The 24,971-nt window shown below is 71.8% G+C and carries 26 protein-coding genes and 1 riboswitch; of the genes, 11 read left to right on the forward strand and 15 right to left on the reverse strand.

What is annotated here, in order from left to right; genetic code table 11:
• Positions 1-12: 12 nt before the first annotated feature.
• Entirely contained in the window at positions 13-1,254 is a 1,242-nt protein-coding gene (locus K4G64_RS09780; RefSeq protein ID WP_221755629.1) for an NAD(P)/FAD-dependent oxidoreductase, read from the reverse strand.
• A 32-nt stretch (positions 1,255-1,286) separates the two neighbouring features.
• Positions 1,287-1,637 (reverse strand): hypothetical protein, encoded by a 351-nt coding sequence (locus K4G64_RS09785; protein ID WP_185010236.1) that lies wholly within the window; start codon positions 1,635-1,637, stop codon positions 1,287-1,289.
• A 52-nt stretch (positions 1,638-1,689) separates the two neighbouring features.
• Positions 1,690-1,801: riboswitch (TPP riboswitch) on the forward strand.
• On the opposite strand from K4G64_RS09785, the gene thiO reads away from it, so the two are divergent.
• The 5 genes from thiO to K4G64_RS09810 all read left to right on the forward strand — a co-directional run bounded on the left by thiO (position 1,799) and on the right by K4G64_RS09810 (position 6,942).
• Positions 1,799-2,977: a glycine oxidase ThiO gene (gene thiO, locus K4G64_RS09790; RefSeq protein ID WP_221755630.1), complete on the forward strand. Its 1,179-nt coding sequence runs from the start codon at positions 1,799-1,801 to the stop codon at positions 2,975-2,977. It overlaps the preceding riboswitch by 3 nt.
• Positions 2,974-3,174, forward strand: a complete 201-nt coding sequence (thiS, locus tag K4G64_RS09795) for a sulfur carrier protein ThiS (RefSeq protein ID WP_189589673.1) — start codon at positions 2,974-2,976, stop codon at positions 3,172-3,174. The genes thiO and thiS overlap by 4 nt, the downstream gene beginning before the upstream one ends.
• 2 nt (positions 3,175-3,176) lie before the next feature.
• Positions 3,177-3,974, forward strand: a complete 798-nt coding sequence (locus K4G64_RS09800) for a thiazole synthase (RefSeq protein WP_221755631.1) — start codon at positions 3,177-3,179, stop codon at positions 3,972-3,974.
• A 93-nt stretch (positions 3,975-4,067) separates the two neighbouring features.
• Positions 4,068-6,005, forward strand: a complete 1,938-nt coding sequence (gene pknB, locus K4G64_RS09805) for a Stk1 family PASTA domain-containing Ser/Thr kinase (RefSeq protein ID WP_221755632.1) — start codon at positions 4,068-4,070, stop codon at positions 6,003-6,005.
• Positions 6,006-6,063: 58 nt separating this feature from the next.
• Positions 6,064-6,942 (forward strand): deoxyribonuclease IV, encoded by an 879-nt coding sequence (locus tag K4G64_RS09810; RefSeq protein WP_221755633.1) that lies wholly within the window; start codon positions 6,064-6,066, stop codon positions 6,940-6,942.
• Between the two features lie 23 nt (positions 6,943-6,965).
• On the opposite strand, the gene K4G64_RS09815 is transcribed toward K4G64_RS09810, so the two are convergent.
• Positions 6,966-7,616, reverse strand: a complete 651-nt coding sequence (locus K4G64_RS09815) for a sulfite oxidase-like oxidoreductase (protein ID WP_030848127.1) — start codon at positions 7,614-7,616, stop codon at positions 6,966-6,968.
• A 175-nt stretch (positions 7,617-7,791) separates the two neighbouring features.
• On the opposite strand from K4G64_RS09815, the gene bfr reads away from it, so the two are divergent.
• Positions 7,792-8,268 carry a bacterioferritin gene (gene bfr / locus K4G64_RS09820; protein WP_221755634.1) on the forward strand — a complete coding sequence of 159 codons (477 nt, stop codon included), beginning with the start codon at positions 7,792-7,794 and terminating at the stop codon, positions 8,266-8,268.
• Positions 8,269-8,274: 6 nt separating this feature from the next.
• Here bfr and K4G64_RS09825 read toward each other — a convergent pair whose 3' ends face one another.
• Together K4G64_RS09825 and K4G64_RS09830 are read right to left on the reverse strand one after the other, a co-directional pair.
• On the reverse strand, positions 8,275-8,499 hold the full coding sequence (locus K4G64_RS09825) for a bacterioferritin-associated ferredoxin (protein ID WP_185010252.1): 225 nt from the start codon (positions 8,497-8,499) through the stop codon (positions 8,275-8,277).
• 158 nt (positions 8,500-8,657) lie between these two features.
• The gene (locus K4G64_RS09830) at positions 8,658-10,010 is read right to left on the reverse strand and encodes a class II 3-deoxy-7-phosphoheptulonate synthase (RefSeq protein ID WP_221755635.1); all 1,353 of its coding nucleotides are present in this window, start codon (positions 10,008-10,010) and stop codon (positions 8,658-8,660) included.
• A gap of 96 nt (positions 10,011-10,106) precedes the next feature.
• On the opposite strand from K4G64_RS09830, the gene K4G64_RS41360 reads away from it, so the two are divergent.
• Positions 10,107-10,163, forward strand: coding sequence for a trp operon leader peptide (locus tag K4G64_RS41360; RefSeq protein WP_078625594.1), 57 nt, complete (start codon positions 10,107-10,109; stop codon positions 10,161-10,163).
• A 96-nt stretch (positions 10,164-10,259) separates the two neighbouring features.
• Positions 10,260-12,116, forward strand: coding sequence for an anthranilate synthase family protein (locus K4G64_RS09840; RefSeq protein WP_308122304.1), 1,857 nt, complete (start codon positions 10,260-10,262; stop codon positions 12,114-12,116).
• A 40-nt stretch (positions 12,117-12,156) separates the two neighbouring features.
• On the opposite strand, the gene K4G64_RS09845 is transcribed toward K4G64_RS09840, so the two are convergent.
• From K4G64_RS09845 to K4G64_RS09860, 4 genes are read right to left on the reverse strand one after another with little or no spacing between them, the layout of a single operon-like run.
• Complete coding sequence (locus K4G64_RS09845; RefSeq protein ID WP_221755637.1) at positions 12,157-13,185, reverse strand: 6-phosphofructokinase; 1,029 nt, start codon at positions 13,183-13,185, stop codon at positions 12,157-12,159.
• 53 nt (positions 13,186-13,238) lie between these two features.
• Positions 13,239-13,928: a response regulator transcription factor gene (locus K4G64_RS09850; protein WP_221755638.1), complete on the reverse strand. Its 690-nt coding sequence runs from the start codon at positions 13,926-13,928 to the stop codon at positions 13,239-13,241.
• Positions 13,925-15,157 carry a MacS family sensor histidine kinase gene (gene macS, locus K4G64_RS09855; protein ID WP_221755639.1) on the reverse strand — a complete coding sequence of 411 codons (1,233 nt, stop codon included), beginning with the start codon at positions 15,155-15,157 and terminating at the stop codon, positions 13,925-13,927. Before macS ends, K4G64_RS09850 begins: the two co-directional genes overlap by 4 nt.
• A 28-nt stretch (positions 15,158-15,185) precedes the next feature.
• Positions 15,186-16,010 (reverse strand): 1-acyl-sn-glycerol-3-phosphate acyltransferase, encoded by an 825-nt coding sequence (locus tag K4G64_RS09860; protein WP_221755640.1) that lies wholly within the window; start codon positions 16,008-16,010, stop codon positions 15,186-15,188.
• Positions 16,011-16,212: 202 nt separating this feature from the next.
• Between K4G64_RS09860 and K4G64_RS09865 the strand changes: the two genes are divergently transcribed.
• On the forward strand, positions 16,213-17,010 hold the full coding sequence (locus K4G64_RS09865; protein ID WP_221755641.1) for a carboxylesterase: 798 nt from the start codon (positions 16,213-16,215) through the stop codon (positions 17,008-17,010).
• Positions 17,003-17,632, forward strand: coding sequence for a hypothetical protein (locus tag K4G64_RS09870; RefSeq protein WP_221755642.1), 630 nt, complete (start codon positions 17,003-17,005; stop codon positions 17,630-17,632). Before K4G64_RS09865 ends, K4G64_RS09870 begins: the two co-directional genes overlap by 8 nt.
• A 19-nt stretch (positions 17,633-17,651) precedes the next feature.
• On the opposite strand, the gene K4G64_RS09875 is transcribed toward K4G64_RS09870, so the two are convergent.
• The 6 genes from K4G64_RS09875 to K4G64_RS09900 form a co-directional block, all read right to left on the reverse strand.
• Entirely contained in the window at positions 17,652-18,410 is a 759-nt protein-coding gene (locus K4G64_RS09875) for an endonuclease/exonuclease/phosphatase family protein (RefSeq protein ID WP_221755643.1), read from the reverse strand.
• Between the two features lie 141 nt (positions 18,411-18,551).
• Complete coding sequence (locus tag K4G64_RS09880; protein WP_221755644.1) at positions 18,552-19,505, reverse strand: ROK family glucokinase; 954 nt, start codon at positions 19,503-19,505, stop codon at positions 18,552-18,554.
• A 133-nt stretch (positions 19,506-19,638) separates the two neighbouring features.
• Positions 19,639-20,139, reverse strand: coding sequence for a DUF5304 domain-containing protein (locus K4G64_RS09885; protein WP_221755645.1), 501 nt, complete (start codon positions 20,137-20,139; stop codon positions 19,639-19,641).
• A 103-nt stretch (positions 20,140-20,242) separates the two neighbouring features.
• Complete coding sequence (locus K4G64_RS09890) at positions 20,243-21,412, reverse strand: ArsA family ATPase (RefSeq protein ID WP_221755646.1); 1,170 nt, start codon at positions 21,410-21,412, stop codon at positions 20,243-20,245.
• A 109-nt stretch (positions 21,413-21,521) separates the two neighbouring features.
• The gene (locus K4G64_RS09895; RefSeq protein ID WP_221755647.1) at positions 21,522-21,962 is read right to left on the reverse strand and encodes an SRPBCC family protein; all 441 of its coding nucleotides are present in this window, start codon (positions 21,960-21,962) and stop codon (positions 21,522-21,524) included.
• 108 nt (positions 21,963-22,070) lie between these two features.
• Positions 22,071-22,868, reverse strand: coding sequence for a metallophosphoesterase (locus K4G64_RS09900; protein WP_221755648.1), 798 nt, complete (start codon positions 22,866-22,868; stop codon positions 22,071-22,073).
• Between the two features lie 295 nt (positions 22,869-23,163).
• Here K4G64_RS09900 and K4G64_RS09905 point away from each other — a divergent pair, with 295 nt between their 5' ends.
• Positions 23,164-24,960 (forward strand): long-chain fatty acid--CoA ligase, encoded by a 1,797-nt coding sequence (locus K4G64_RS09905; RefSeq protein ID WP_221755649.1) that lies wholly within the window; start codon positions 23,164-23,166, stop codon positions 24,958-24,960.
• Positions 24,961-24,971 lie beyond the last annotated feature (11 nt).

The following is a 24,971-nucleotide window of genomic DNA, read 5'->3' on the forward strand; positions in this document are numbered from 1 at the left end:
CGGCCCGGTCACCTACGCCGTGGCCGCCTTCAGGGGTCTGGCCGGATCCCTCAGCAGCACCGGGTTCATCGGCACGCCCGAATCGATCAGGCGGCGGCCCTGCGCCAGGTCCCGGGGCCTGCCGACCGCCAGCAGCGCGACGAGCCGCTCCCCGCGCAGCCAGCACACCGTCCAGGCCGGTCCGGAGGGGTCGCCCCGCCACAGGGTGGTGTCCGCGTCCGCGTGGTGCCCGGCGTACTGGACGAACCGCCCGAACTGCTCGGACCAGAAGTACGGCACCGGGTCGTACACCGCCGGCGCCTCCCCCGCGGCCCGGCCGACAATGTTCCGGGCCACCGTGCGCGGCCCCTGGAGGGCGTTGTCCCAGTGGTGGACCAGCAGCCGCTCGCCGTAGCGCCCGGAGGGGAACGAGGCGCAGTCGCCGACCGCGTACACGTCCACAGCGCTGGAGCGCAGGTGCTCGTCGGCCACGATCTCGCGATGGGCGCCCAGCTCGACCCCGGAGCCCGCCAGCCAGGCCGTCGCGGGACGGGCGCCGATGCCGACGACGACCGCGTCCGCGGGCAGTCGCGAGCCGTCGTCGAGGAGAACGGCGCCGGGCTCGACGTGCGCCACGCGCGCGTGCGTCCGCAGGACCGCGCCCGCGTCGGCGTACCAGCCGGCCATCGGGGCGGCGACCTCGGCGGGCAGTGCCCCGGCGAGGGGCCGTTCGGCGGCCTCGAGGACGGTCACCGCGCAGCCCGCCTCGCGCGCGGCCGTGGCGAACTCCGCGCCGATCCAGCCCGCGCCGACGACCACGATGTCGTGCCGGCGGGCCAGCACCGGCCGCAGCCGCTCGGCGTCGTCCAGGGTGCGCAGCAGGTGCACGCCGGGCACGCCCTCCGCGCCCGGCAGCCGGACCGGTTCGGCGCCGGTCGCCACGACCAGGACGTCGTAGGGCACGGGCCCGTCCTCGGTGTCGAGCTCGTGGGCGGCGGGGCGCAGGCCCAGTACCTCGCAGCCGAGCCGCAGTTCGATGCCGAGGGCTTCGAAGTCGACGTCGAAGGCGGAGCCCTCGGACTTGCCGAGCAGGACGGCCTTGGACAACGGGGGCCGGTCGTAGGGCTGGTGGGGCTCGGCGCCGATCAGGATCACGTCCCCGGCGAAACCCTGCTCGCGCAGGGCGACGGCGGTCTGCACCCCGGCCATGCCCGCGCCCGCCACGACGACGCGCCGCGGCGCGGACGAACCTGGTTGCTGCGTCTGCTCGCTCACCTGATCACCATAGACACCTGACGAATTGTCAGTCAGTGCTCATGCGCCGTGACCTGCTCCACAACGCTCGTGCCCTCACCCCGCTGGGACTCCCACTCCCAGGTCTCCTCCAGCCGCACCCGCCCGTCGGGCAGCTCCACGACCGTCGAGACGCAGTGCCCCGAGGACGTGGTGCCGTCCCGCTTGAGCTGGACGTACCGGAAGTCCAGCCGGTCACCCTTCCGGGTACCCACGAGATGCCCGCGTACGACGTCGCCGCCCGTGTACTCGGCCCAGATCTCGCCCTGCCGCTCGTGGTAGGTGAAGCGGGTGCGGGTGCCCACCTGACCGGGTGCCTGGTCGGCGACCGGGGCGAGGACGAGACCGTCGAGGGATCGGGCCATGGTCGGAGGCTCCCTTACTGCGGGATACGGCATCGGGCTAGGGTGGCCAACGTAAAGCACTCGCGGGAGCCCGGACGCACCGGGCTGAGAGGGAGGCTGGCGGCCTCCGACCGTACGAACCTGATCCGGGTCATGCCGGCGAAGGGAGGGGCTGGACGCCCATGTCGCCTACGTCCACGTCCGCACCGTCGGACGTCCTCGTCATCGGGGGCGGGATCATCGGCCTGGTCACGGCCTGGCGGTCCGCGCAACGCGGGTTCACCACCGCCGTCGTGGACCCCGAGCCCGGCGGCGGAGCCGCACAGGTGGCGGCCGGCATGCTGGCCGCCGTCACGGAACTGCACTACGGCGAGCAGACCCTGCTCGGCCTGAACCTCGTCTCGGCCCGCCGCTACCCGGACTTCGCCGCCGAGCTCACCGAGCTGACCGGCCAGGACCTCGGCTACCGCCGCTGCGGCACGCTCGCCGTGGCCCTGGACGCCGACGACCGGGCCCACCTGCGCGAACTGCACGCCCTGCAGCAGCAGTCGGGGCTGGAGTCGCAGTGGCTGTCGGGCCGCGAGTGCCGACGCCTGGAGCCGATGCTCGCGCCGGGCGTGCGCGGCGGGCTGCGGGTCGACGGCGATCACCAGATCGACCCGCGGCGGCTGGCCGGGGCGCTGGTCGCCGCGTGCGAGCGGGCCGGCGTGGTCTTCCACCGGACGTGGGCGGAGCGGCTGACCGTCGTCCGGGACCGGGCCACGGGTGTCGTCCTGGCCGACGGGAGCGCGGTGGCAGCCGGGCAGGTGGTGCTCGCTGGGGGCAGCCTCAGCGGGCGGCTCGCGGGCGTTCCGCAGGACGTGCTGCCTCCCGTGCGGCCGGTGAAGGGGCAGGTCCTGCGGCTGACCATGCCGCGGCGGCACGGGCCGTTCCTGAACCGGACCGTGCGCGCGGTGGTGCGCGGCAGCCACGTCTACCTGGTGCCGCGCGCGAGCGGCGAGCTCGTCGTCGGGGCGACCAGCGAGGAGCTGGGCTGGGACACCACCGTGACCGCGGGCGGCGTGTACGAGCTGCTGCGGGACGCGCACGAACTGGTCCCGGGCATCACCGAGCTGCCGCTCACCGAGACCCGGGCCGGGCTGCGGCCCGGCTCACCCGACAACGCGCCGCTGCTGGGCCCGACCGGTCTGGAAGGGCTGCTGCTGGCCACCGGCCACTACCGCAACGGCGTCCTGCTCACACCCGTGACCGGCGACGCCATGGCGCACGTCCTGGCGACGGGCGAACTCCCCGAGGAGGCGCGCCCCTTCACGCCGAAGCGCTTCAGTCCCGCCACCGCACTCTCGGAGCAGCCCGCATGAACATCTCCGTCAACGGGGAGCCCCGGGACGTCCGGCCCGGCACGGCTCTCGACACCGTCGTGAGGTCGCTCACCGCCTCGCCCTCGGGCGTGGCCGCCGCCCTCAACGAGACCGTCGTCCCGCGCACGCAGTGGCCCGCCACGCCCCTGGCCGAGGGAGACCGCGTGGAAGTCCTCACCGCCGTCCAAGGAGGCTGACCATGGCCGACGATCCGTTCTCCCTCGGTGGTACGTCGTTCAGCTCCCGTCTGATCATGGGCACGGGCGGAGCGCCCAGCCTGGATGTGCTGGAGCGGTCGCTCGTCGCCTCGGGGACGGAGCTGACGACCGTCGCGATGCGCCGGGTGAACGCCTCGGTGCACGGCTCGGTGCTGTCCGTCCTCGACCGGCTCGGTATCCGGGTGCTGCCCAACACGGCGGGCTGCTTCACCGCCGGCGAGGCCGTCCTCACGGCCCGTCTGGCGCGCGAGGCCCTCGGCACCGACCTGGTCAAGCTGGAGGTCATCGCCGACGAGCGCACGCTGCTGCCGGACCCGATCGAGACACTGGAGGCGGCCGAGACCCTGGTCGACGACGGGTTCACGGTGCTGCCGTACACCAACGACGACCCGGTGCTGGCCCGGAGGCTGGAGGACGTGGGCTGCGCTGCGATCATGCCGCTGGGGTCGCCGATCGGCTCCGGCCTGGGGATCCGCAACCCCCACAACTTCCAGCTGATCGTGGAGCACGCGCGCGTGCCGGTGATCCTCGACGCGGGCGCGGGTACGGCCTCGGACGCGGCGCTGGCGATGGAGCTGGGGTGCGCGGGTGTGATGCTCGCCTCGGCGGTGACGCGGGCGCAGGAGCCGGTGCTGATGGCCGACGCGATGCGGCATGCCGTGGAGGCGGGGCGGCTGGCCTATCGGGCCGGGCGTATTCCCCGGCGGCACTTCGCGGAGGCGTCGTCGCCGACGGAGGGAATGGCCGCCCTGGACCCGGAGCGGCCCGCTTTCCAGTAGGGGCCCGTCCACACGTCACAGGTCGGCTGCAGTCGCGCCCCGAAATCGGGCGGGGCGGGAGAGCTGTCGGTGTCGGCTCGTACACTCGCCTGCGTGGACACGACCCTTCAGGACCCCTTGGTCGGGCAGGTGCTCGACGGCCGGTATCGCATCGATTCGCGGATCGCGGTCGGCGGGATGGCCACGGTCTACCGGGCCGTGGACACCCGGCTCGACCGGGTCCTCGCGCTCAAGGTGATGCACCCCGCGCTCGCGGTCGACGCCTCGTTCGTCGAGCGGTTCATCCGCGAGGCGAAGTCCGTGGCCCGGCTGGCCCACCCGAACGTGGTGCAGGTCTTCGACCAGGGCACCGACGGTTCGTACGTGTACCTGGCGATGGAGTACGTGGCGGGCTGCACCCTGCGCGACGTGCTGCGCGAGCGCGGGGCCCTGCAGCCGCGCGCCGCGCTGGACATCCTGGAGCCGGTGCTGGCCGCGCTGGGCGCCGCGCACCGCGCCGGGTTCGTGCACCGCGACATGAAGCCCGAGAACGTCCTGATAGGGGACGACGGCCGGGTGAAGGTCGCCGACTTCGGGCTCGTCCGGGCCGTGGACACGGTGACGAACACCACCGGCACCGTCCTCGGCACGGTCTCGTACCTCGCGCCGGAGCAGATAGAGGACGGCACCGCCGATCCCCGCGTCGACGTGTACGCGTGCGGCGTGATGCTGTACGAGATGCTGACCGGGGACAAGCCGCACGACGGGGACTCACCCGCCGTGATCCTCTACAAGCACCTGCACGAGGACGTGCCCCCGCCCTCGGCCGCCGTGCCCGGCATGGCGTACGAGCTGGACGAGATGGTGGCCTCGGCGACGGCCCGCACCCCGGCTGTCCGCCCCTACGACGCGGTGGCGCTGCTCGCGCAGGTCCGTGACGGACGCGGCCGGCTGAGCGAGGACCAGCTGGACGCGATGCCGCCGCAGGCGCTCGCCGTGGACCACGACAACGGCGACGACCGGACGACCGTGCTCCCGCGTGCCCTGACCACCCCGCGCCCGCTGCCGGTCGACGAGGACGACGAAGCCTCCGGGGCCGCCCTCAACCGCACCAGCCGCCTCGCGTCCCCGCCGCCGCCCCCGCCGGCCCGGCGCCGCCCGGGCTCCCGGCGCGGCCCGGCGGCGATCGTCGTCGCCGTCCTGCTCGTGCTCGGCCTCGGCGCCGGCATCTGGTACATCAACTCCGGCCAGTTCACCGAGGTCCCCCCGCTGCTGGCGAAGACCCAGGAGCAGGCCGAGGACCGGCTGCAGGACGCCGGTCTCGAGCTCGGCAAGGTGAAGCACGCCTACAGCGACACCGTCGAGCGCGGCCAGATCATCAGCACCGACCCCAAGGCCGGGACGCGCATCCGCGGCAACGACGCGGTGGGCATCACCGTCTCCGACGGCCCAGAGACCGTGCGGGTGCCCGCCCTGGCCGGCCAGAAGCTGGACAAGGCGCGCGGCCTGCTGAAGGAGGACGGGCTGGAGCCGGGCATGATCACCCGGGAGTTCAGCGAGGACGTGCCGCGCGGCTCGGTGATCACCGCCCGCCCGGCGGACGGCACGAAGGTGCGCGCGGGCACGGGTGTCGCGCTGGTCGTCAGCAAGGGCGCCCGCATCGACATCCCCGACGTCACCGGCTCGGACGAGGCCGACGCGAGGTCCGAGCTGACGGAGGCCGGCCTGAAGGTGAAGATCGCCACCGAGCGGGTCACCTCCTCCGAGTACGACAAGGGCCAGGTCGTCCGCCAGTCGCCGGCGTCCGGCGGCCCCGCGGCCGAGGGCGACACCGTGACGCTGACGCTGTCCAAGGGCCCCGAGATGATCGAGGTCCCGGACGTGGTCGGCGACAGCGTCGACGACGCCCGGCAGGCGCTGGAGGGCGCCGGGTTCGAGGTCGACGAGGACCGCGGGCTGTTCGGCATCTTCGGCGACGAGGTCAAGAGCCAGTCCGTCGAGGGTGGCCAGAGCGCGCCCAAGGGCTCGACGATCACCATCAAGATCAGGTGACGACGGCGGGCGGGAGCCCGTGGACGGAGCAGGGCCGGACGCATGACACCCTGAACGGGTGAACAGTCAGCTGTCCGGCGCCTCCCGCAACCCGGTGGGCGGCCATGTCCCCGTGGCCGGTGGGCTCCATTCCGTAGGCCTGTCGTACGCCCGTGACCTCAAGGCGGAGGCCGTCCAGGTCTTCGTGGCCAACCCGCGCGGCTGGGCCACGCCGACCGGAAACCCCAAGCAGGACGAGGCGTTCCGCGCGGCGTGCGCGGCCGAGTCGGTCCCGGCCTATGTGCACGCTCCCTACCTCATCAACTTCGGCTCGCACACCGAGGCGACCGTGGAGCGGTCGGTGGAGTCGCTGCGGCACTCGCTGCGGCGCGGGCGGGAGATCGGCGCGCTGGGCGTGGTCGTGCACACCGGCAGCGCGACCGGCGGCCGGGAGCGGTCGGTGGCGTTGAAGCAGGTACGGGAACACCTGCTGCCGCTGCTGGACGAGCTGACCCACGACGACGACCCGTTCCTGCTGCTGGAGTCGACCGCGGGCCAGGGAGCCTCGCTGTGCTCGCAGACGTGGGACTTCGGCCCGTACTTCGAGGCGCTGGACGCCCACCCGATGCTCGGCGTGTGCCTGGACACCTGCCACATCTTCGCGGCCGGGCACGACCTGACCGGCCCCGCCGGCATGCACCGGACGCTGGACCTGCTGGTGGACACGGTCGGCGAGGGCCGGCTGAAGCTGATCCACGCCAACGACTCCAAGGACGTGGTCGGCGCCCACAAGGACCGGCACGAGAACATCGGCGTCGGCCACATCGGCGAGGACCCGTTCCGGGCCCTGATGACGCACCCGGCGACCGAGGGCGTGCCGCTGATCATCGAGACGCCGGGCGGCAAGCAGGGGCACGCGGCCGACGTGGAACGGCTGAAGAAGCTGCGCGACGGCTGAGACCGTCAGCGACGGCAGAGCCGTCAGAGGTCGGGGCCGTCCCCGGGCAGCTCCTGGTAGGAGTAGCGCTGCTCCTGCCAGGGGTCGCCGATGTTGTGGTAGCCCCGTTCCTCCCAGAACCCACGCCGGTCGGCGGTCATGTACTCCACGCCGCGCACCCACTTGGGGCCCTTCCAGGCGTAGAGGTGGGGAACGATCAGGCGCAGCGGGAAACCGTGCTCGGCGGTGAGCAGCTCGCCGTCCTTGTGGGTGGCGAAGAGGACCTGCTCGCCGGCGAAGTCGGACAGCCGGAGGTTGGAGCTGAATCCGTACTCGGCCCACACCATCACATGGGTGACGTCGTCCGCGGGCGGGGCGAGGTCGAGGAGCGTGCGCGCGGGGATGCCACCCCACTCGGCGCCCAGCATGCTGAACTTCGTGACGCAGTGCAGATCGGCCACGACGGTGGTGTGGGGCAGGGCCGTGAACTCCTCGTGGGTCCAGCAGTGCTTGCCGCCGTCGGCGGTGGCGCCGAAGACCCGGAACTCCCAGCGCTCGGGCCGGAACTTGGGGACGGGGCCGTAGTGCGTGACCGGCCAGCCGCGTTGCAACCGCTGTCCCGGGGGCAGGTCGGGCTGCGTCGCTCCTGCTGGATCGCGCCCTTCTCCCGATTCGTGTTCCAGCGGCTGACCCATGACTCCATCCTGACAGACCCCGGGTGATGCCCCTGACCGGGCCCACTCCGAAATGGGACAAACTCGACTAAGCATGCCCTTACTTACTAAGTGGAGACTTACTGGACGATCTTCTTCACCAGTGGAATCATGCGGCGCAACCTGCCAGTTCCCCCGCGCGGAAGGAGCCTCTGCGATGCAGGGCGACCCCGAGGTCCTCGAATTCCTCAACGAGCAGTTGACCGGCGAGCTGACGGCGGTCAACCAGTACTGGCTGCACTACCGGATCCAGGACAACAACGGCTGGACCAAGCTCGCCAAGTACACGCGTGAAGAGTCCATCGATGAGATGAAGCACGCGGACAAGATCACCGAGCGCATCCTCATGCTGGACGGCCTGCCGAACTACCAGCGACTTTTCCACGTACGGGTCGGCCAGACGGTCACCGAGATGTTCCAGGCGGACCGGCAGGTCGAGGTCGAGGCGATCGACCGGCTCAAGCGCGGCATCGAGGTGATGCGCACCAAGGGCGACATCACGTCCGCGAACCTCTTCGAGTCGATCCTCGAGGACGAGGAGCACCACATCGACTATCTGGACACGCAGCTGGAGCTGATCGACAAGCTCGGTGAGGCGCTGTACATCGCGCAGCAGATCGAGCAGCCGAGCTAGCCGGGGTCAGGCGGCGTCTTCGAGGTCCGAGAGCACCGGCCGGCCCTGGTCGGCCAGGTCACGGCGAGGGCAGGCTCCCCTGCCCAGGATCGCCTGGATGCGGCGCACACAGGACCCGCAGTCGGTGCCCGCCTTGCAGGCGGAGGCTATCTGGCGGGGGGTGCAGGCGCCGCCGTCCGCGTGCTGCTTGACCTGCTGCTCGGTGATACCGAAGCAACTGCAGACGTACACGCGGTCCACCTCCCGACGGGTCGTTCTCGGATGTGCCGTCCCCGTTGATCGGTGAGGCTAACCTAACCTTACCCGTCGGGTCCGGAGCGCAAAAGTGGCCAGGGGCGCGGATCGTGTGATCCGCGCCCCAGTCCATGCTCCGGTAACAGGCGGACCCGTTACTGGTCCCTGTACATCTCGGCCACGAGGAACGCCAGGTCGAGCGACTGGCTGCGGTTGAGCCGCGGGTCGCAGGCCGTCTCGTAGCGCTGGTGCAGGTCGTCGACGAAGATCTCGTCGCCGCCGCCCACGCACTCGGTGACGTCGTCGCCGGTGAGCTCCACGTGGATGCCGCCCGGGTGGGTGCCGAGGGCCTTGTGGACCTCGAAGAAGCCCTTGACCTCGTCGAGCACGTCGTCGAAGCGGCGGGTCTTGTGCCCGGAGGCCGCCTCGTAGGTGTTGCCGTGCATCGGGTCGGTGATCCAGGCGACGGTGGCACCGGAGGCGGTGACCTTCTCGACCAGCTCCGGGAGCTTGTCGCGGACCTTGTCGGCGCCCATGCGGACGATGAAGGTCAGCCGGCCCGGCTCGCGGTCCGGGTCGAGACGGTCGATGTACTGCAGCGCGTCCTCGGCCGTCGTCGTCGGACCCAGCTTGATGCCGATCGGGTTGCGGATCTTCGAGGCGAACTCGATGTGCGCGTGGTCCAGCTGCCGGGTGCGCTCACCGATCCACACCATGTGCCCGGAGACGTCGTACAGCTGCCCCGTGCGCGAATCGACCCTGGTCAGCGCGGACTCGTAGTCGAGCAGCAGCGCCTCGTGCGAGGCGTAGAACTCGACCGTCTTGAACTCCTCCGGGTCGGCCCCGCAGGCGTGCATGAAGTTCAGCGCCTGGTCGATCTCGCGGGCGAGCTGCTCGTAGCGCTGGCCGGACGGGGACGACTTCACGAAGTCCTGGTTCCAGGCGTGCACCTGGCGCAGGTCCGCGTAACCGCCGGTGGTGAAGGCGCGCACCAGGTTCAGCGTGGAGGCGGACGCGTGGTACATCCGCTTGAGCCGCTCGGGGTCCGGGACGCGCGCGGCCTCGGTGAAGTCGAAGCCGTTGACGGAGTCGCCGCGGTACGTCGGCAGCGTCACGCCGTCGCGGGTCTCGGTCGGCTTGGAGCGCGGCTTGGAGTACTGGCCGGCGATCCGGCCGACCTTCACCACCGGCACGGACGCGGCGTACGTGAGCACGGCGCCCATCTGGAGCAGCGTCTTCAGCTTGTTGCGGATGTGGTCGGCGGACACCGCGTCGAAGGCCTCGGCGCAGTCGCCGCCCTGGAGCAGGAACGCCTCTCCCTTGGCGACGGACGCCAACCGGGCGCGCAGCTGGTCGCACTCGCCCGCGAAGACGAGCGGCGGATACGACTCCAGCTCCGCAACGACTGCGCGCAGAGCCTCGGTGTCGGGGTACTCGGGCTGCTGCGCCGCGGGCAGGTTTCGCCAGGTGTTGCCAGCACTCGCGCTGGTCTTAGCGTTCACGGTCACGACCTCAACATTACGGGGTCGTGTCGGGCGTCCTGACCCATGCCCAGCAATTGAGACACGGCGTACGTTCCTCGGACGTGGGGTAGGGTGCGTCGCATGTTCGCGCATTCGACCCAGACCTGGTGGTGGACCGCTCATCCGGCGGCCCGCTGACTGCGCGTACTCAAGACTTCGCGAAGGCCGCCCGAGGGGCGGCCTTCGGCGTTTCCCGGGGTCCGTTCCTCTCTCACCGAGATGGAGTACGGACCCATGAACCTGCTCGGCTTGCTGGACGACCCCCGTCCGTTCGCCCTGCTGCGCCGGCGCACCCCGGGCCACGACCAGGAGCTGGTCGAGGTCCTGGTCGGCCCGGTCGCCCCGCACGACCGGCTCGCCGACCTGCCCGACCGGAGCCTCGCCCTGGTGCCCTTCCGGCAGATCCGTGAGCGCGGCTTCGACGTCCGCGACGACGGCACGCCCCTGCTGGCCCTCACCCCCGAGGAGTCGTACGGGGTCTCGCTGGCCGAGGCCCTGGAGCAGCTCCCGGCGCACGAGGTGCGCGTCGAGGACGGCGGTTTCGATGTCGCCGACGAGGAGTACGGCGAGATCGTCGGACGCGTGCTGCGCGAGGAGATCGGGCGGGGCGAGGGCGCGAACTTCGTGATCCGGCGGACCTACGAGGGCGAGATCCCCGGATTCGGGCGGGCCGACGCGCTGGCGCTGTTCCGGCGGCTGCTGGAGGGCGAGCGGGGTGCGTACTGGACGTTCGTCGTGCACACCGGGGACCGCACGCTGGTCGGGGCCAGCCCCGAGGTGCATGTGCGGATGTCCGGCGGCACGGTCGTCATGAACCCGATCAGCGGCACCTACCGCTACCCCGCCGAGGGGCCCACCCCCGAGCACCTGCTCGGCTTCCTCGCCGACGGCAAGGAGATCGAGGAGCTGTCGATGGTCGTCGACGAGGAGCTCAAGATGATGTGCACCGTCGGTGACATGGGCGGCGTCGTGATCGGTCCCCGGCTGAAGGAGATGGCGCACCTCGCGCACACCGAGTACGAGCTGCGCGGGAAGTCCTCGCTGGATGTGCGGGAGGTGCTGAAGGAGACCATGTTCGCCGCGACCGTCACCGGCTCGCCGGTGCAGAACGCCTGCCGGGTGATCGAGCGGCACGAGAGCGGCGGGCGCGGGTACTACGCCGGGGCGCTGGCCCTGATCGGCCGGGACCCGGGCGGGTCCCAGACCCTCGACTCCCCCATCCTGATCCGCACCGCCGACATCGACGCGGGCGGGCATCTGCGGGTGCCGGTCGGCGCGACCCTGGTGCGCGGCTCGGACCCGGCGGGCGAGGTGGCCGAGACGCACGCCAAGGCGGCGGGGGTGCTGGCGGCGCTGGGCGTGCGGCCAGGAAGGGCGCGCGAGGAGTCCGTGCGACCCCGGCTGGCCGACGACCCCCGGGTGCGTGCCGCGCTCGACGGACGCCGGGCGTCGCTCGCGCCCTTCTGGCTGCGGATGCAGGAGCGGTCCGAGAGGCTCACCGGGCACGCCCTGGTCGTCGACGCCGAGGACACCTTCACGGCGATGCTCGCGCACGTGCTGCGGTCGGGCGGCCTCGAGGTGTCCGTCCGGGGTTACGACGAGGACGGGCTCCGGGAGGCGGTGCTCGCGCACGAGGGGCCCGTCGTGCTCGGCCCGGGGCCAGGGGATCCGGCCGATCTCACCGATCCGAAGATGCGGTTCCTGCGCTCGCTCACCGCCGAGGTGATCCGCGGCGAGAACCACGGCGTGCTCGGCGTCTGCCTCGGGCACGAGCTGATCGCCGCCGAGCTGGGGCTGGACATCGTGCGCAAGGACGTGCCGTACCAGGGGGCGCAGACGGAGATCGAGCTGTTCGGGCGGCGGGAGACCGTCGGCTTCTACAACAGCTTCGTGGCGCGTTGCGACGACGAGGAGGCGCGGGAGCTGGCCGCGCACGGGGTCGAGGTCAGCAGGGCCGCGAGCGGGGAGGTGCATGCCGTGCGAGGGCCGGGGTTCGCCGGTGTGCAGTTCCACCCGGAGTCGGTCCTGACACTGAACGGCACGGCTGTGGTGCAGGAGTTGACGGTCCGGGTGCGCAACACGACCGTGTAGTCGTCCGGGGGCTGTCGCCCCCGGACACCCCCCTTCCCGGTCAGCCGAAGAAGACCCCGACCTCCTCGTACAGCGCCGGGTCCACCGTCTTCAGACGGGCCGTGGCGTCCGCGATGGGGACGCGGACGATGTCCGTGCCGCGCAGGGCGACCATCCGGCCGAAGTCGCGGTCGCGGACGCAGTCGATGGCGTGCAGCCCGAAGCGGGTGGCGAGCCAGCGGTCGAAGGCGCTCGGGGTGCCGCCGCGCTGGACGTGCCCGAGGACCGTCGTGCGGGCCTCGTTGCCCGTGCGCTTCTCGATCTCCTTGGCGAGCCACTCGCCCACCCCGGACAGCCGGACGTGCCCGAAGGAGTCCAGGGACTGGTCCTTGAGGACCATGTCGCCGTCCCTGGGCATCGCCCCCTCGGCGACGACCACGATCGGCGCGTACGACGCCCGGAAGCGGGAGGTCACCCAGGTGCACACCTGCTCGACGTCGAAGCGCTGCTCGGGGATGAGGATGACGTTGGCGCCGCCGGCCAGGCCCGAGTGCAGGGCGATCCAGCCGGCGTGCCGGCCCATCACCTCGACGACCAGGACCCGCATGTGGGACTCGGCGGTGGTGTGGAGCCGGTCGATGGCCTCGGTCGCGATGCCGACGGCGGTGTCGAAGCCGAAGGTGTAGTCGGTGGCGGACAGGTCGTTGTCGATCGTCTTGGGTACGCCCACACAGGGCACGCCGTGCTCGTCGGACAGCCGGGCGGCCACGCCCAGGGTGTCCTCGCCGCCGATGGCGATGAGCGCCTCGACCTCGAGAGCGGCGAGGGTCTCCTTGATCCGGCGGATGCCGTTCTCCACTTTCAGCGGGTTGGTCCGCGAGGAGCCGAGAATGGTGCCGCCGCGCGGCAGGATGCCGCGCACGGCGGGGATGTCGAGCCGGACGGTGTCGCCTTCCAGGGGTCCTCGCCAGCCGTCCCGGAAGCCGGTGAAGTCATAGCCGTACTCCTGCACGCCCTTGCGGACGACGGCCCGGATGACGGCGTTGAGTCCGGGGCAGTCGCCGCCTCCGGTCAGTACTCCGACGCGCATGGAACAGTCCCTTCGCCGCAGATGTCTGACGAAGGGTCAGTGTGACGTGCGCCTCACTCGTCGTCGAGGCCACGCTCTATCGCGTACCTGACGAGTTCCACGCGGTTGTGCAGCTGGAGCTTGCCGAGGGTGTTCTGGACGTGGTTCTGCACCGTGCGGTGGGAGATGACCAGGCGCTCGGCGATCTGCTTGTAGCTCAGGCCCTTGGCGACCAGGCGCAGCACCTCGGTCTCGCGGTCGGTGAGCCGGGGCGCCTTGGGTTCGTCGGTGTCGGGGGCGGGGCCCGGCTCGGAGGCCAGCCGGCGGTACTCGCCGAGGACCAGTCCGGCGAGGCCGGGGGTGAAGACCGGGTCGCCGACGGCCGTGCGGCGGACCGCGTCCTGGAGCTCTCCGGTGGAGGCGGACTTGAGCAGATAGCCGGTCGCGCCGGACTTCACGGCCTCCAGGACGTCGGCGTGCTCACCGCTCGCGGAGAGCACCAGGACGCGCAGGGCGGGGTTCGCGGCGACGACCTCCTTGCAGACCTGGACGCCGGGCTTGGCAGGCAGGTTCAGGTCGAGCACGAGGACGTCGGGTGCGGCGGCCTTGGCGCGGCGTACGGCCTGGTCGCCGTCGCCGGCGGTGGCGACGACCTCGAAGCCCGACTCGGCGAGGTCGCGGGCGACGGCGTCGCGCCACATGGGGTGGTCGTCGACGACCATGACCTTGATCGGCTCCTGCCGGTCCGCGCTGGTCTCCGTCATCGCTGCTCCGCCTTCCCCCGTGTGTCCGTGGCGTCCTTCGGTACCTTCAGCTCGACCTCCGTGCCCTGGCCGGGCACCGAGATCAGTTCCGCGCTGCCGCCCAGGTCGCGCAGCCGGCCGCGGATCGACAGGGCGACGCCGAGCCGTCCCTCGCCCTCGGCCTGCACGAGCCGCCCCTCCGGGATGCCGGGTCCGTCGTCCCGGACGGTGACGATCACCTCGTCCGGCTCGTCCTCGACCAGGATCCAGGCGCGGGCGTCCTCACCGGCATGCCGGCGGACGTTGTCCAGGGCCGCTCCGACGGCGGCGGCCACCTCCCGGGCGGCGGCCGGTGCCAGCGACACGGGCGCGCCGGGCTCGGCGAGGCTGACGCGGGCACCGGCGTACGGCGCGAGCAGGGCCCGCAGGTCGACGGGGCCGCCCGGCTCCGGCTCCGGCTCCTCCTCGACGGCCCGGACGAGGGCGCCTTCGGCGGCGTCCTCCGAGACCCGCGAGACCGGGACGAGCCCGCCGGAGACCAGGGTGCGCAGCGCGACCTCCTGCTCACCGGCCATCCGGCCCAGCTCGGCCGCCTCTCCCCCGATCACGGCCCCGCGGCGCTGCACCATCGCCAGCACCTGGAGCACGCTGTCGTGGATGTCCCGGGCCAGGCGCTCCCGCTCGCGCGTGGCGGCCTCGATCTCCAGGGCGCGGGCGAGGGTGCGCTCGGAGGCGCGGGCGACCTCGACCACGTAGCCGATGGCGACGGAGGCGATGCAGACCAGGATGACGTTGTGGACGGTGTCGCGGGCCGGGCTGCCGCGCTCGGCCAGGTTGGCGACGGCGACCAGGGAGGAGGCCAGGGCCGCCCAACGCCAGCCGCCCTTGAGGGCGAAGGCCAGGACGGAACCGGCGGTCCATATCGACGGCAGGGTCGGGCCGCCCGCCTGGACCCGCTCGTGCGCGTCGGCGACGGTCGTGAGCAGGATGCCGGTGACGGCCATGGTGAGGTCGGCGGCGAGGAACGGCTTGGTGCAGCGGGCGGCGTTCGCGACCCGGGGCAGGGTGGCCAGGGTCCAGCCGCACAGCACGGCGAAGTAGGCGACCGCAACCCAGGGGCGGACGAACTCGTCGTAGGCGGTGGCGAACAGGCCGACCGCGTACAGCATCGTGAGCACCCGGTAGGCGGTGAGCGCACGCCACAGCGGCTGCTCGACCGACATCCTCATGACACGCTCGCGCTTGGCCATCTCCCCCTGCCCCCCGGCGAAGCCCCGGCTAGGGCTCGGACCGCCGCTGCTCCGTCTGCTGTTCCTTCTCGGCCCGTTCCTTCTCGGCCTGTGCCTTCCGGGCCTTTTCCTTTTCGGCCTGTTCCTTCTCCGCCCGCGCGAGAGCGGCCTTGGCCGCCTTCTCGGCTTCCTTCTCCGCCTTCGCCGCTTCCGAGAGCTGCCGCTTCATGGCCGTCGCGTACATGTCGACGTACTCCTGGCCGGAGAGCTTCATGATCTCGTACATGACCTCGTCGGTCACCGCGCGCAGCACGAACCGGTCGTGCTCCATGCCCTGGTAGCGGCTGAAGTCCAGGGGCTTGCCGATGCGGATGCCGGGGCGCATCAGCTTCGGCATGACCTTCCCGGGCGGCTGGATCTTCTCCGTGTCGATCATGGCGACGGGGAGGACGGGCGCGCCGGTCGCGAGCGCCACGCGCGCGAGGCCGCCCGGCTTGCCCCGGTAGAGCCGCCCGTCGGGCGAGCGCGTGCCCTCCGGGTAGATCCCGAACAGCTCACCGCGCTCCAGCACCTCTATGCCGCTCTTGATGGCGGCCTCACCCGCGCCGCGCGCACCGGAGCGGTCCACGGGGAGCTGCCCGACTCCCTTGAAGAAGGCGGCCGTCATCCGGCCCTTCACCCCGGGAGTGGTGAAGTACTCGGCCTTCGCGATGAAGGTGACCTTGCGGTCGAGGACGGCGGGCAGGAAGAAGGAGTCGGAGAACGACAGGTGATTGCTCGCCAGGATCGCCGCGCCCTCGGCGGGTACGTTCTCCAGGCCCTCCACCCAGGGCCTGAAGGCGAGCTTCAGCGGACCCCCGATGGTGACCTTCATCGCGCCGTACAACAACCGAGTGCCTCCTGTATGTGTCGATCAGACCATAACCCGGAGCGCCGTCAAAGGCTCCGACGGCCCTGGTCGGTGTCAGTGCGGTCGCGTACGGTGAAGGTCCCGCGAACGACGTGCGACCCCTTCCATGACGTTCCGTGACATTCCGTGATCGTGTCAGTCCCTTCTCACGACCAGGAGGCCGAAGGTGCCGGTCCTTGCCGGAGCCGAGCCGTTTCACCACGAGGGCGGAGAGGTCGCCGTCCTCCTCTGCCACGGCTTCACCGGATCACCGCAGTCGCTGCGCCCCTGGGCGGAGCACCTCGCCGAGCACGGCATGACCGTCTCCCTGCCGCTGCTGCCCGGGCACGGCACGCGCTGGGAGGACCTGCGGATCACGGGCTGGCAGGACTGGTACGCGGAGGTGGACCGTGAGCTGCGCCTGCTGTGCGAGCGCCGCGAGACGGTCTTCGTGGCCGGTCTGTCCATGGGCGGCGCGCTGGCCCTGCGGCTGGCCGCGAAGCACGGCGACGCCGTCCGCGGTGTCATGGTCGTCAACCCCGCCAACAAGGTGCACGGCCTGGCCGCGCACGCCCTCCCCGTGCTGCGCCACCTCGTCCCCGCGACGAAGGGCATCGCCAGCGACATCGCCAAGCCGGACGGCAGGGAGCTCGGCTACGACCGGGTGCCACTGCACGCGGCGCACTCGCTGCGGCAGTTCTTCCAGGCCACGGACCGCGAGCTGCCGCAGGTGACCCAGCCGGTGCTGCTGATGCGCAGCCCGCAGGACCACGTGGTGCCGCCCGTCGACTCCGCCCGGATCCTCAGCCGCATCTCGTCGACGGACGTGAAAGAGGTCATCCTGGAACAGAGCTACCACGTGGCCACGTTGGACCATGACGCGGACCGGATCCACGAGGAGAGCCTCGCGTTCATCGGCCGCATCGCGTCCGGCCTCGGCAAGGAGCCCGGGCTCGGCAAGGAAGGGACGACCGCAGGTGGCTGAGCACGACTCCGACCGCGAGGGCCGGGAGCCGGACGAGAAGGGCGTCCCCTTCGACGAGGAGGCCGCCTGGGCGGCGATCGTCGCCGGGTACGGCGAGGAGCCGCCGGACCCGCCGGGCGCCAAGCCGTTCAAGTCGATCGAGGACCTGGCCCTGCCGGCGAGCGGGCCCAACGAAGCCGGGATCGACGGCGACCGGGGCGACACGGCCGTGAAGTCCGGGGACGCCGTCAAGCCCGCCGAGCCGCAGGAGGCCGAGAGTCCCGGGGACGCGCCCGTGAAGCCCCTGGGCGGGTCGGTGTCCTTCGCGCCCGGCGTCGGTCCGCGTGACTACACCACGCCCGAGCCCGCCGAGGACGACTTCGACGAGGACGACGAAGGCCACTTCGTGCCCCCGGAGCCGCCCCCGCTGCCCACCGCCGACCCGACCTCGAAGTTCGCCTGGCTCGGCGTGCTCGGCGGTCCGGTGCTGCTCCTGCTGGCCGTGCTGCTCGGCTGGGACATGACGTGGTGGCTGACCACGCTGGGGATCGGCGGGTTCCTCGGCGGGTTCGCGACGCTGGTGATGCGGATGCGGACCGACGACGAGGACGACGACGACCCCGGGCGGGGTGCGGTCGTCTAGGCGCCTTCTGCGGAGATCGTCAGGAGGCCCCCGATGAAGCCGGCACCCTGAGGGCGGCCAGGACCGGAAGGTGGTCCGTGGCCGCCCTCAGGTCTGCGTCGGACACCCCCGGCTGCCCGGACGGCACGCCGCAGCCCAGCACCTCGATGCCGGCGGTCGCGAAGATCGCGTCGATGCGCTGGTAGGGGTCGGCGGGGGTCCAGGTGTGCTCACCGCCCCAGGGCGCCGCGGCCCGGCAGTCGGTCAGCCGGCCGGCCAGCCGGCGGAAGGCCGGGCCCTCGGGGCGTTCGTTGAGGTCTCCGCCGGCGATCGCGTGCTCCACGCCCAGGCCGGCGAGCCGGTCCAGCAGCATGCCGGACTGCTCGTAGCGCTCGTCCTTCTGGAGGGACAGGTGGCAGCTGAGCACGCCGAGGCGGGCGCCGGCGATCCGGAGGACCGCGGTGGCGAAGCCGCGGCGGTGCAGGCCGGGGGTGGGGGGCAGGAGGATGTCCTCCGTGCGTTCGACGCTCGCGCGGAGCGAGCTGAGGATGGCCGGGCCCGTGGTGGTGGCTCCGCCGGTGACGATGACGAGGTCGGAGGCATGGGCCAGGCGGGCGAGTTTCTTGCGCCAGCGGAAGAAGCGGGGGGCTTCCTGGACGAGGACGAGATCGGGCTCGCAGGCCTTGATGACGCGGGCCAGGGCGTCGGTGTCGTCCCGCATGGAGCGGATGTTGTAGCTGAGGACCCTGATGACTGCGGAACCGTCGGGTTCTGTACGCGAGTTGGGGAGCAGCGACATGTGATCAATTTACGCCCAAAGGGACGGGGCGCGGGGATCGTGCGCGAGTGCCGGTTGTTCGTGGCTGGTCGCGCCCACGCGGCATAGCCGCACGTTGATACAGCCCCGCGCCCCTGAAGCGCGTCTGCATGAACAGGTCGTCTACATGATCGGGTCGGGTTCCCTCGCCAGGTCCGCCGCGCCCACCAGGCCCGCCTTGTTGCCCAGTTCCGCCGCGCGGACCTCGGCCACCGGGCGCCAGTTGCCGCCGACCAGCCAGCGCTTGTAGGACTTGCGGATCGGGCCGAGGACCAGTTCGCCCTCGTCGGAGAGGCCGCCGCCGACGATGAAGGCGGAGGGGTCGAAGAGGGAGGCCAGGTCGGCGAGGCCCGCGCCGACCCAGCGGGCCAGTTCGCGGTAGGAGTCGACGGCCACCCGGTCGCCCTGGCGGGCCGCCACGGAGATGTGCTTGCCTTCGATGCCGTCGGGCGCGCCGTTGCCGAGGGCCAGCAGGGTCTCGGCGTTCTCGGGGGTGGCGTTGGCGCGCTGCTTGGCGTACCTCACCAGCGCCCGGCCCGACGCGTACTGCTCCCAGCAGCCCTGTGAACCGCAGCCGCACATCAGGCCGTCCGGCACCATCCGGATGTGGCCGAACTCCGCGGCCACACCGAAGTGCCCGCGGCGCAGCTTGTTGCCGATGATGATGCCGCCGCCGAGGCCGGTGCCCAGCGTGATGCAGATGACGTTGCGATGGCCCTTGCCCGCGCCGAACTTGTACTCGCCCCACGCCGCGGCGTTCGCGTCGTTCTCCACGACCACCGGGAGGCTCACGCGAGCCTCGACCTTTTCCTTGAGCGGCTCGTTGCGCCAGTGGATGTTGGGCGCGAAGTAGACCTCGGAGCGCTGCCGGTTCACGTAGCCGGCGGCACCGATGCCCACGCCGACGATGTCGTGACCGACGCGTGCGCCGTCCACCGCCGAGGCGATGGCGTCCACGATGCCCTCAGCCGTGCCCGGGGTCGGCACCTTGTGGGTCGAGAGGATGTTGCCTTCCTCGTCGACCACGCCGGCCGCGATCTTCGTGCCGCCGATGTCGACGCCGATGGTGAGTCCCATGAATCCCTCAGTTTCGGTCGAGCCCCGCTACGGCCAACGGTACCCGAGCCCTGCCCCGGGGTTCGCTGTCGTCCGCACGGTGGGCACCCTGGGCTGCCGCACCGGGGCCGCCGCTCGGCCGGGGGCCGGCGACTCAGTCCAGGTCGATGCGCTCCCCGGGGCCGGCGTCGTCGCCGCCGTCCCGGCGTCCGCCCTGGTCACGGGGGTCGCCCTGGTCGTCGCGGCCGGTCCAGCGCCGCTCCTGGGCCTGCACGGCGGAGCGGTAGGCCGCGAGCAGTTCGTTGCCGGCCGCCGCCAAGTGGTCGAAGACGTCCGGATTGCGTTCGATGACGGGTTCGACGGCGTCCTTGGCCTGCTGGACGACCTGGCGTACGACCTGCTGGGCAGCGGGCCCCGCGACCGCGCCGAGCAGGGGGGACTGGACGCCGGACAGCTTCTCCGCGACGGCGTCGACGAGCTTCTTCAGTTCCTCGGCGGCCGACCCCGGGGGCGTGCCGTGCTCGGCGCGGCGGCGGGCCTTTTCCGCCTGGAGGTCCTCGGCGCATGCGGTCGCCCAGGCGTCGGCGTCGCTCGCCCGCACCTCGTCCGCGGCCTCTTCGCGGGCGGCGTCGGACGGGGGGAGCTCTTCGCTCATGACGGACTCCTGACTACGGTTCGTCCCTACGACGTTACCCGAACGGGCGTACCTGGTTCACGGGCCGGGAGCGGCCGTGTCCGCCCGGTTCCGCCCCGCTGTCTCACCGGCCCTGCGGCCACAGCTTCGGGTCGGGCGCGAAGCGGATCCGCAGCTCTCCGTCGCGCAAGGCGGCTCCGTCGACGGTGCAGCGGCGCAGCACGGAGGGCAGGGGGACGACCCGGCGGAACCGCCCCGCCGTGACGACGAGTTCGTCGCCGCGCCGGACGAGGTCCAGTTCCTCGCGTATGGCGCCGGGCAGCGGGATCTGCCAAACGAGCACGCCGTCCTCGCCGAGCCGGTCGGTCACCGGCCAGTCGGCGGCGGGGGCCGCCTGTGCGACGCCGGGCACGGCGAGGGCGGTGAGGTCGTCGGCGCCGCGCGGGTCGTGTCCGAGGTGGGCGACGGAGCACACGTCGTGGGACTCCCGCCACTCCTCCAGCGTCTTGCGCTGCTGGGCGACCGGGCCGGCGAGCCAGGTGTCCGGGGACGCCTCGGGCAGGACACGGTTGGCGACCACGACGTCGGTGGCCAGACCGCGCAGGGCGAGGCCGAGGCGGGCGGTGCGCAGCGCGTCGGCACCGGCCGGGCCGGGCTCGGCGACCAGCCGTACGACGGTGCCGCGGTCGGCGACGACCGCCTCGACGGCGGCCAGTTCCAGGTCCCAGCGGGCCGCCGTCTCGTAGAGCCACTCGGCGGGCATGGGGACGCCGGCGAGGCGGCCGAGGACGGGGCGCAGGGCGCGGGCGGCCTGCCGTTCGGGCGGGAGGAGGCGGCGCAGGTAGCGGCGGAGTTCCTCGGGCAGGGCGAGGAGGGCGAGGGCCTGCGGGGCCGGGGGGAGGTCGACGACGAGGGTGTCGTACTGCTCGGACAGCGCGGCGTCCCTCAGGGCGCGCAGCAGGGCGAGTTCCTCGGCGCCGGGCAGGGGGGTGAGTTCCTCGGGGTCGAGGCGGGAGGCGCCGAGCAGGTCCAGGGCGGAGGAGGCGCGGTCCTGGAGGGCGACGAGGTCCCGGCGGAAGTCCTGCGCGGCGTCGGGGCGCCAGGCGGTGAGGTGCGGGGCGGCCTGGACCGGGGCCGGGCCGGTCGTCACTCCGAGGGCGGCACCGAGGCTGTCCGTGCGGTCGGTGCCGAGGACGAGGGTGCGGTTGCCCTCGGCCGCTGCGGCCAGGGCGGTCGCGGCCGCGAGGGTGGTACGACCGCTGCCGCCGGGGCCGGTGATCAGGATGGTGCGCATGGGGCTGAACGGTACCCGGGGGTTGCCGATCCGGGAGTGCGGGGAACTGCGCGACCAGCCACGACGAGCCCGCACCCAGCACGGGATGCGGGCCCCTGCGGCGCGGCTCCTACCTGCCCGCTTCGACCCGCTTCTTCAGCCCCGCCAGCGCCCGGTCGATGATGACCTTCTCCGCCTTGCGCTTGATCATGCCGAGCATCGGGATCTTCACGTCCACGGTCAGCAAGTACGTGACCTCCGTGCCGCCCGCGCCGGACGGCTTGAGGATGTAGGAGCCGTCGAGGGACCGGAGCATCTGGGACTTCACCAGCGTCCAGGACACCTCGTTCTCGCCGGTCCAGGTGTAGCCGAGGACCTGGTCGTCCTTGATGGCGCCCGCGTCCATGACCAGGCGGACCTGCTCGGCGCGGCCCTGGGCGTCGGTCTTGAGGACCTCGGCCTCTTTCACCTCACCGGTCCAGTCCGGGTAGCGGGCGAAATCGGAGATGACCGCCATGACGTCGGCCGGGGCCGCCTCGATGGTGATGCTCGAGCTGGTGTGTTCCGCCATCGCCGTGGCTCCTCCAGATGCGGGCCGGTATGAGGTCGTGCGCAGGTGCGTGCAGCGTGAAGGCTACCGCGCACGGGACCCGTGGATCTCACCCGACCTGGGGCGTCCTCACCACTCCAGTGCCCAGGGCGTTCCGGTCGACGCGAAGTGCCCCACGTTCACGCACTCGGTCGCCCCGATCCGCATCCGCTTCACCAGCGGCTGGTGGACGTGCCCGAAGAGGGAGTAGCGGGGCCGGGTGCGGCGGATGGCGTCCAGCAGGGCGCGGCTGCCGCGCTCGAAGCGGCGGGCGACGGTGTCGTAGACGAGCTCGGGGACCTCGGGCGGGATGTGCGTGCAGAGCACGTCGACCTCGCCCACGGCCTCGATCTTCGCCGCGTACTCCTCGTCGCTGATCTCGTACGGTGTCCGCATCGGTGTGCGCAGGCCGCCGCCGACGAAGCCGAAGACCCGGCCGCCGATCTCGACGCGCTCGCCGTCGAGGACGGTGGTGCCGGGGCCGGCGTACTCCCGCCACAGGGGCGGCATGTCGACATTGCCGTAGGTGGCGTACGTCGGAGTGGGGAACGCGGCGAACAGTTCGGCGTACTGCTTGCGCACCGCCTCCTCGATCACGGTGGCGCGGTCTCCCTGGAGGCCGGCCCACAGCGAGGCCCCGAGCACCCGGGCCTCCTCGAATCGGCGGGCGGTGCGCAGCGCGACGATGCGGTCGGCGTTCTCGACGCCGAACAGGTCGGGGAAGATGCCGCGGGAGTGGTCCGCGTAGTCGAGGAAGAGGACGAGGTCGCCCAGGCACACCAGGGCGTCCGCGCCCTCACCGGCCCTGGCCAGGTCGCGGGCGTTGCCGTGCACGTCGCTCACCACGTGTACGCGCGTCCGGTGGTTTCGGGCTGGTGTGGGTGCCATGACGATCAAGCGTAGGCGTGTGCGGCAAAGGTGAACAGTGGCGGCCGGGCCTGCGGTTACTGGCCAGTAAGTTAGTCCGTGGACTACTGTGCGCGAAGGAATACCCAACTGTGTGACGCAGCGAACATCTCGACGGGACCCCCTGTCGGAGAGCCATACCGGCGGGTAACGTCCGGGCAGTCCAGTCGTGCTCTGCATTTCAACAAGTGAATGCCTGAGCACCTCCCCGAGCCTTGGACCGCACCGTCGCAGCACACACCGTCGTGGCGCCGGCGCCCTATGAGGAGCAGCAGTCTTGCGCGAGTTCAGCCTTCCGGCTTTGTACGAGGTCCCTGCGGACGGAAATCTGACCGACATCGTCCGCAGAAACGCCGCGCAGCACCCGGACGTCGCCGTCATCGCCCGCAAGATCGGCGGCACCTGGCAGGACGTCACGGCCACCGAGTTCCTCGCCGAGGTGCACACGGCCGCGAAGGGGCTGATCGCCGCCGGGGTCCAGCCGGGCGACCGGGTGGGCCTGATGTCCCGCACCCGCTACGAGTGGACGCTGCTGGACTTCGCGATCTGGAGCGCGGGCGCGGTGACCGTGCCGGTGTACGAGACCAGTTCGCCGGAGCAGGTGCAGTGGATCCTCGGCGACTCGGGCGCGACCGCCTGCGTCGTGGAGTCGGACGCCCACGTGGCCGCGATCGAGTCGGTGCGCGACTCGCTGCCGGCGCTCAAGCACGTGTGGCAGATCGACGGCGGCGGCGTCGACGAGCTGGGCCGGCTCGGCCAGGACGTCACGGACGAGACGGTCGAGGAGCGCGGCTCGTTCGCCAAGGCCGACGACCCGGCGACCATCGTCTACACCTCGGGCACCACCGGCCGCCCCAAGGGCTGTGTGCTCACCCACCGCAGCTTCTTCGCCGAGTGCGGCAACATCGTCGAGCGGCTGCGTCCGCTGTTCCGCACGGGCGAGTGCTCGGTGCTGCTCTTCCTGCCGCTCGCGCACGTCTTCGGCCGGCTGGTGCAGATCGCGCCCATGATGGCGCCGATCAAGCTCGGCACGGTCCCGGACATCAAGGACCTCACCGACGAGCTGGCCGCGTTCCGCCCGACGCTGATCCTCGGTGTGCCGCGCGTCTTCGAAAAGGTCTACAACTCGGCGCGCGCCAAGGCGCAGGCCGACGGCAAGGGCAAGATCTTCGACAAGGCCGCCGACACCGCGATCGCCTACAGCAAGGCGCTGGACACCCCCTCGGGCCCGTCCTTCGGCCTGAAGATCAAGTACAAGGCGTTCGACAAGCTCGTCTACAGCAAACTCCGCGCGGTCCTCGGCGGCCGCGGCGAGTACGCCATCTCCGGCGGAGCCCCGCTCGGCGAGCGCCTCGGCCACTTCTTCCGCGGCATCGGCTTCACGGTCCTGGAGGGCTACGGCCTGACCGAGTCCTGCGCGGCCACCGCGTTCAACCCCTGGGACCGGCAGAAGATCGGCACGGTCGGCCAGCCGCTGCCCGGCTCGGTGGTGCGGATCGCCGACGACGGCGAGGTGCTGCTGCACGGCGAGCACCTGTTCAAGGAGTACTGGAACAACCCCGGCGCGACCGCGGAGGCGCTGGCCGACGGCTGGTTCCACACCGGTGACATCGGCACTCTCGACGAGGACGGCTACCTGAGGATCACCGGCCGCAAGAAGGAGATCATCGTCACCGCGGGCGGCAAGAACGTCGCCCCGGCCGTGATCGAGGACCGCATCCGGGCGCACGCCCTGGTCGCGGAGTGCATGGTGGTGGGCGACGGGCGGCCGTTCGTGGGCGCGCTGGTCACCATCGACGAGGAGTTCCTGGGCCGTTGGTGCGCCGACCACGGCAAGCCGGCGGGTTCCACCGCGGCGTCGCTGAGCGAGGACCCGGACCTGCTGGCCGCGATCCAGGCGGCGATCGACGACGGCAACGCCGCGGTGTCGAAGGCGGAATCGGTGCGGAAGTTCCGCATTCTGTCCTCCCAGTTCTCGGAGGAGTCGGGCCACCTGACCCCTTCGCTGAAGCTGAAGCGGAACGTGGTGGCGAAGGACTACGCGCACGAGGTCGAGGCGATCTACGCGAAGTGACCTCCCGGTCG

Source organism: Streptomyces sp. WAC04114, assembly GCF_019733245.1.
GTDB lineage: Bacteria > Actinomycetota > Actinomycetes > Streptomycetales > Streptomycetaceae > Streptomyces > Streptomyces massasporeus_A.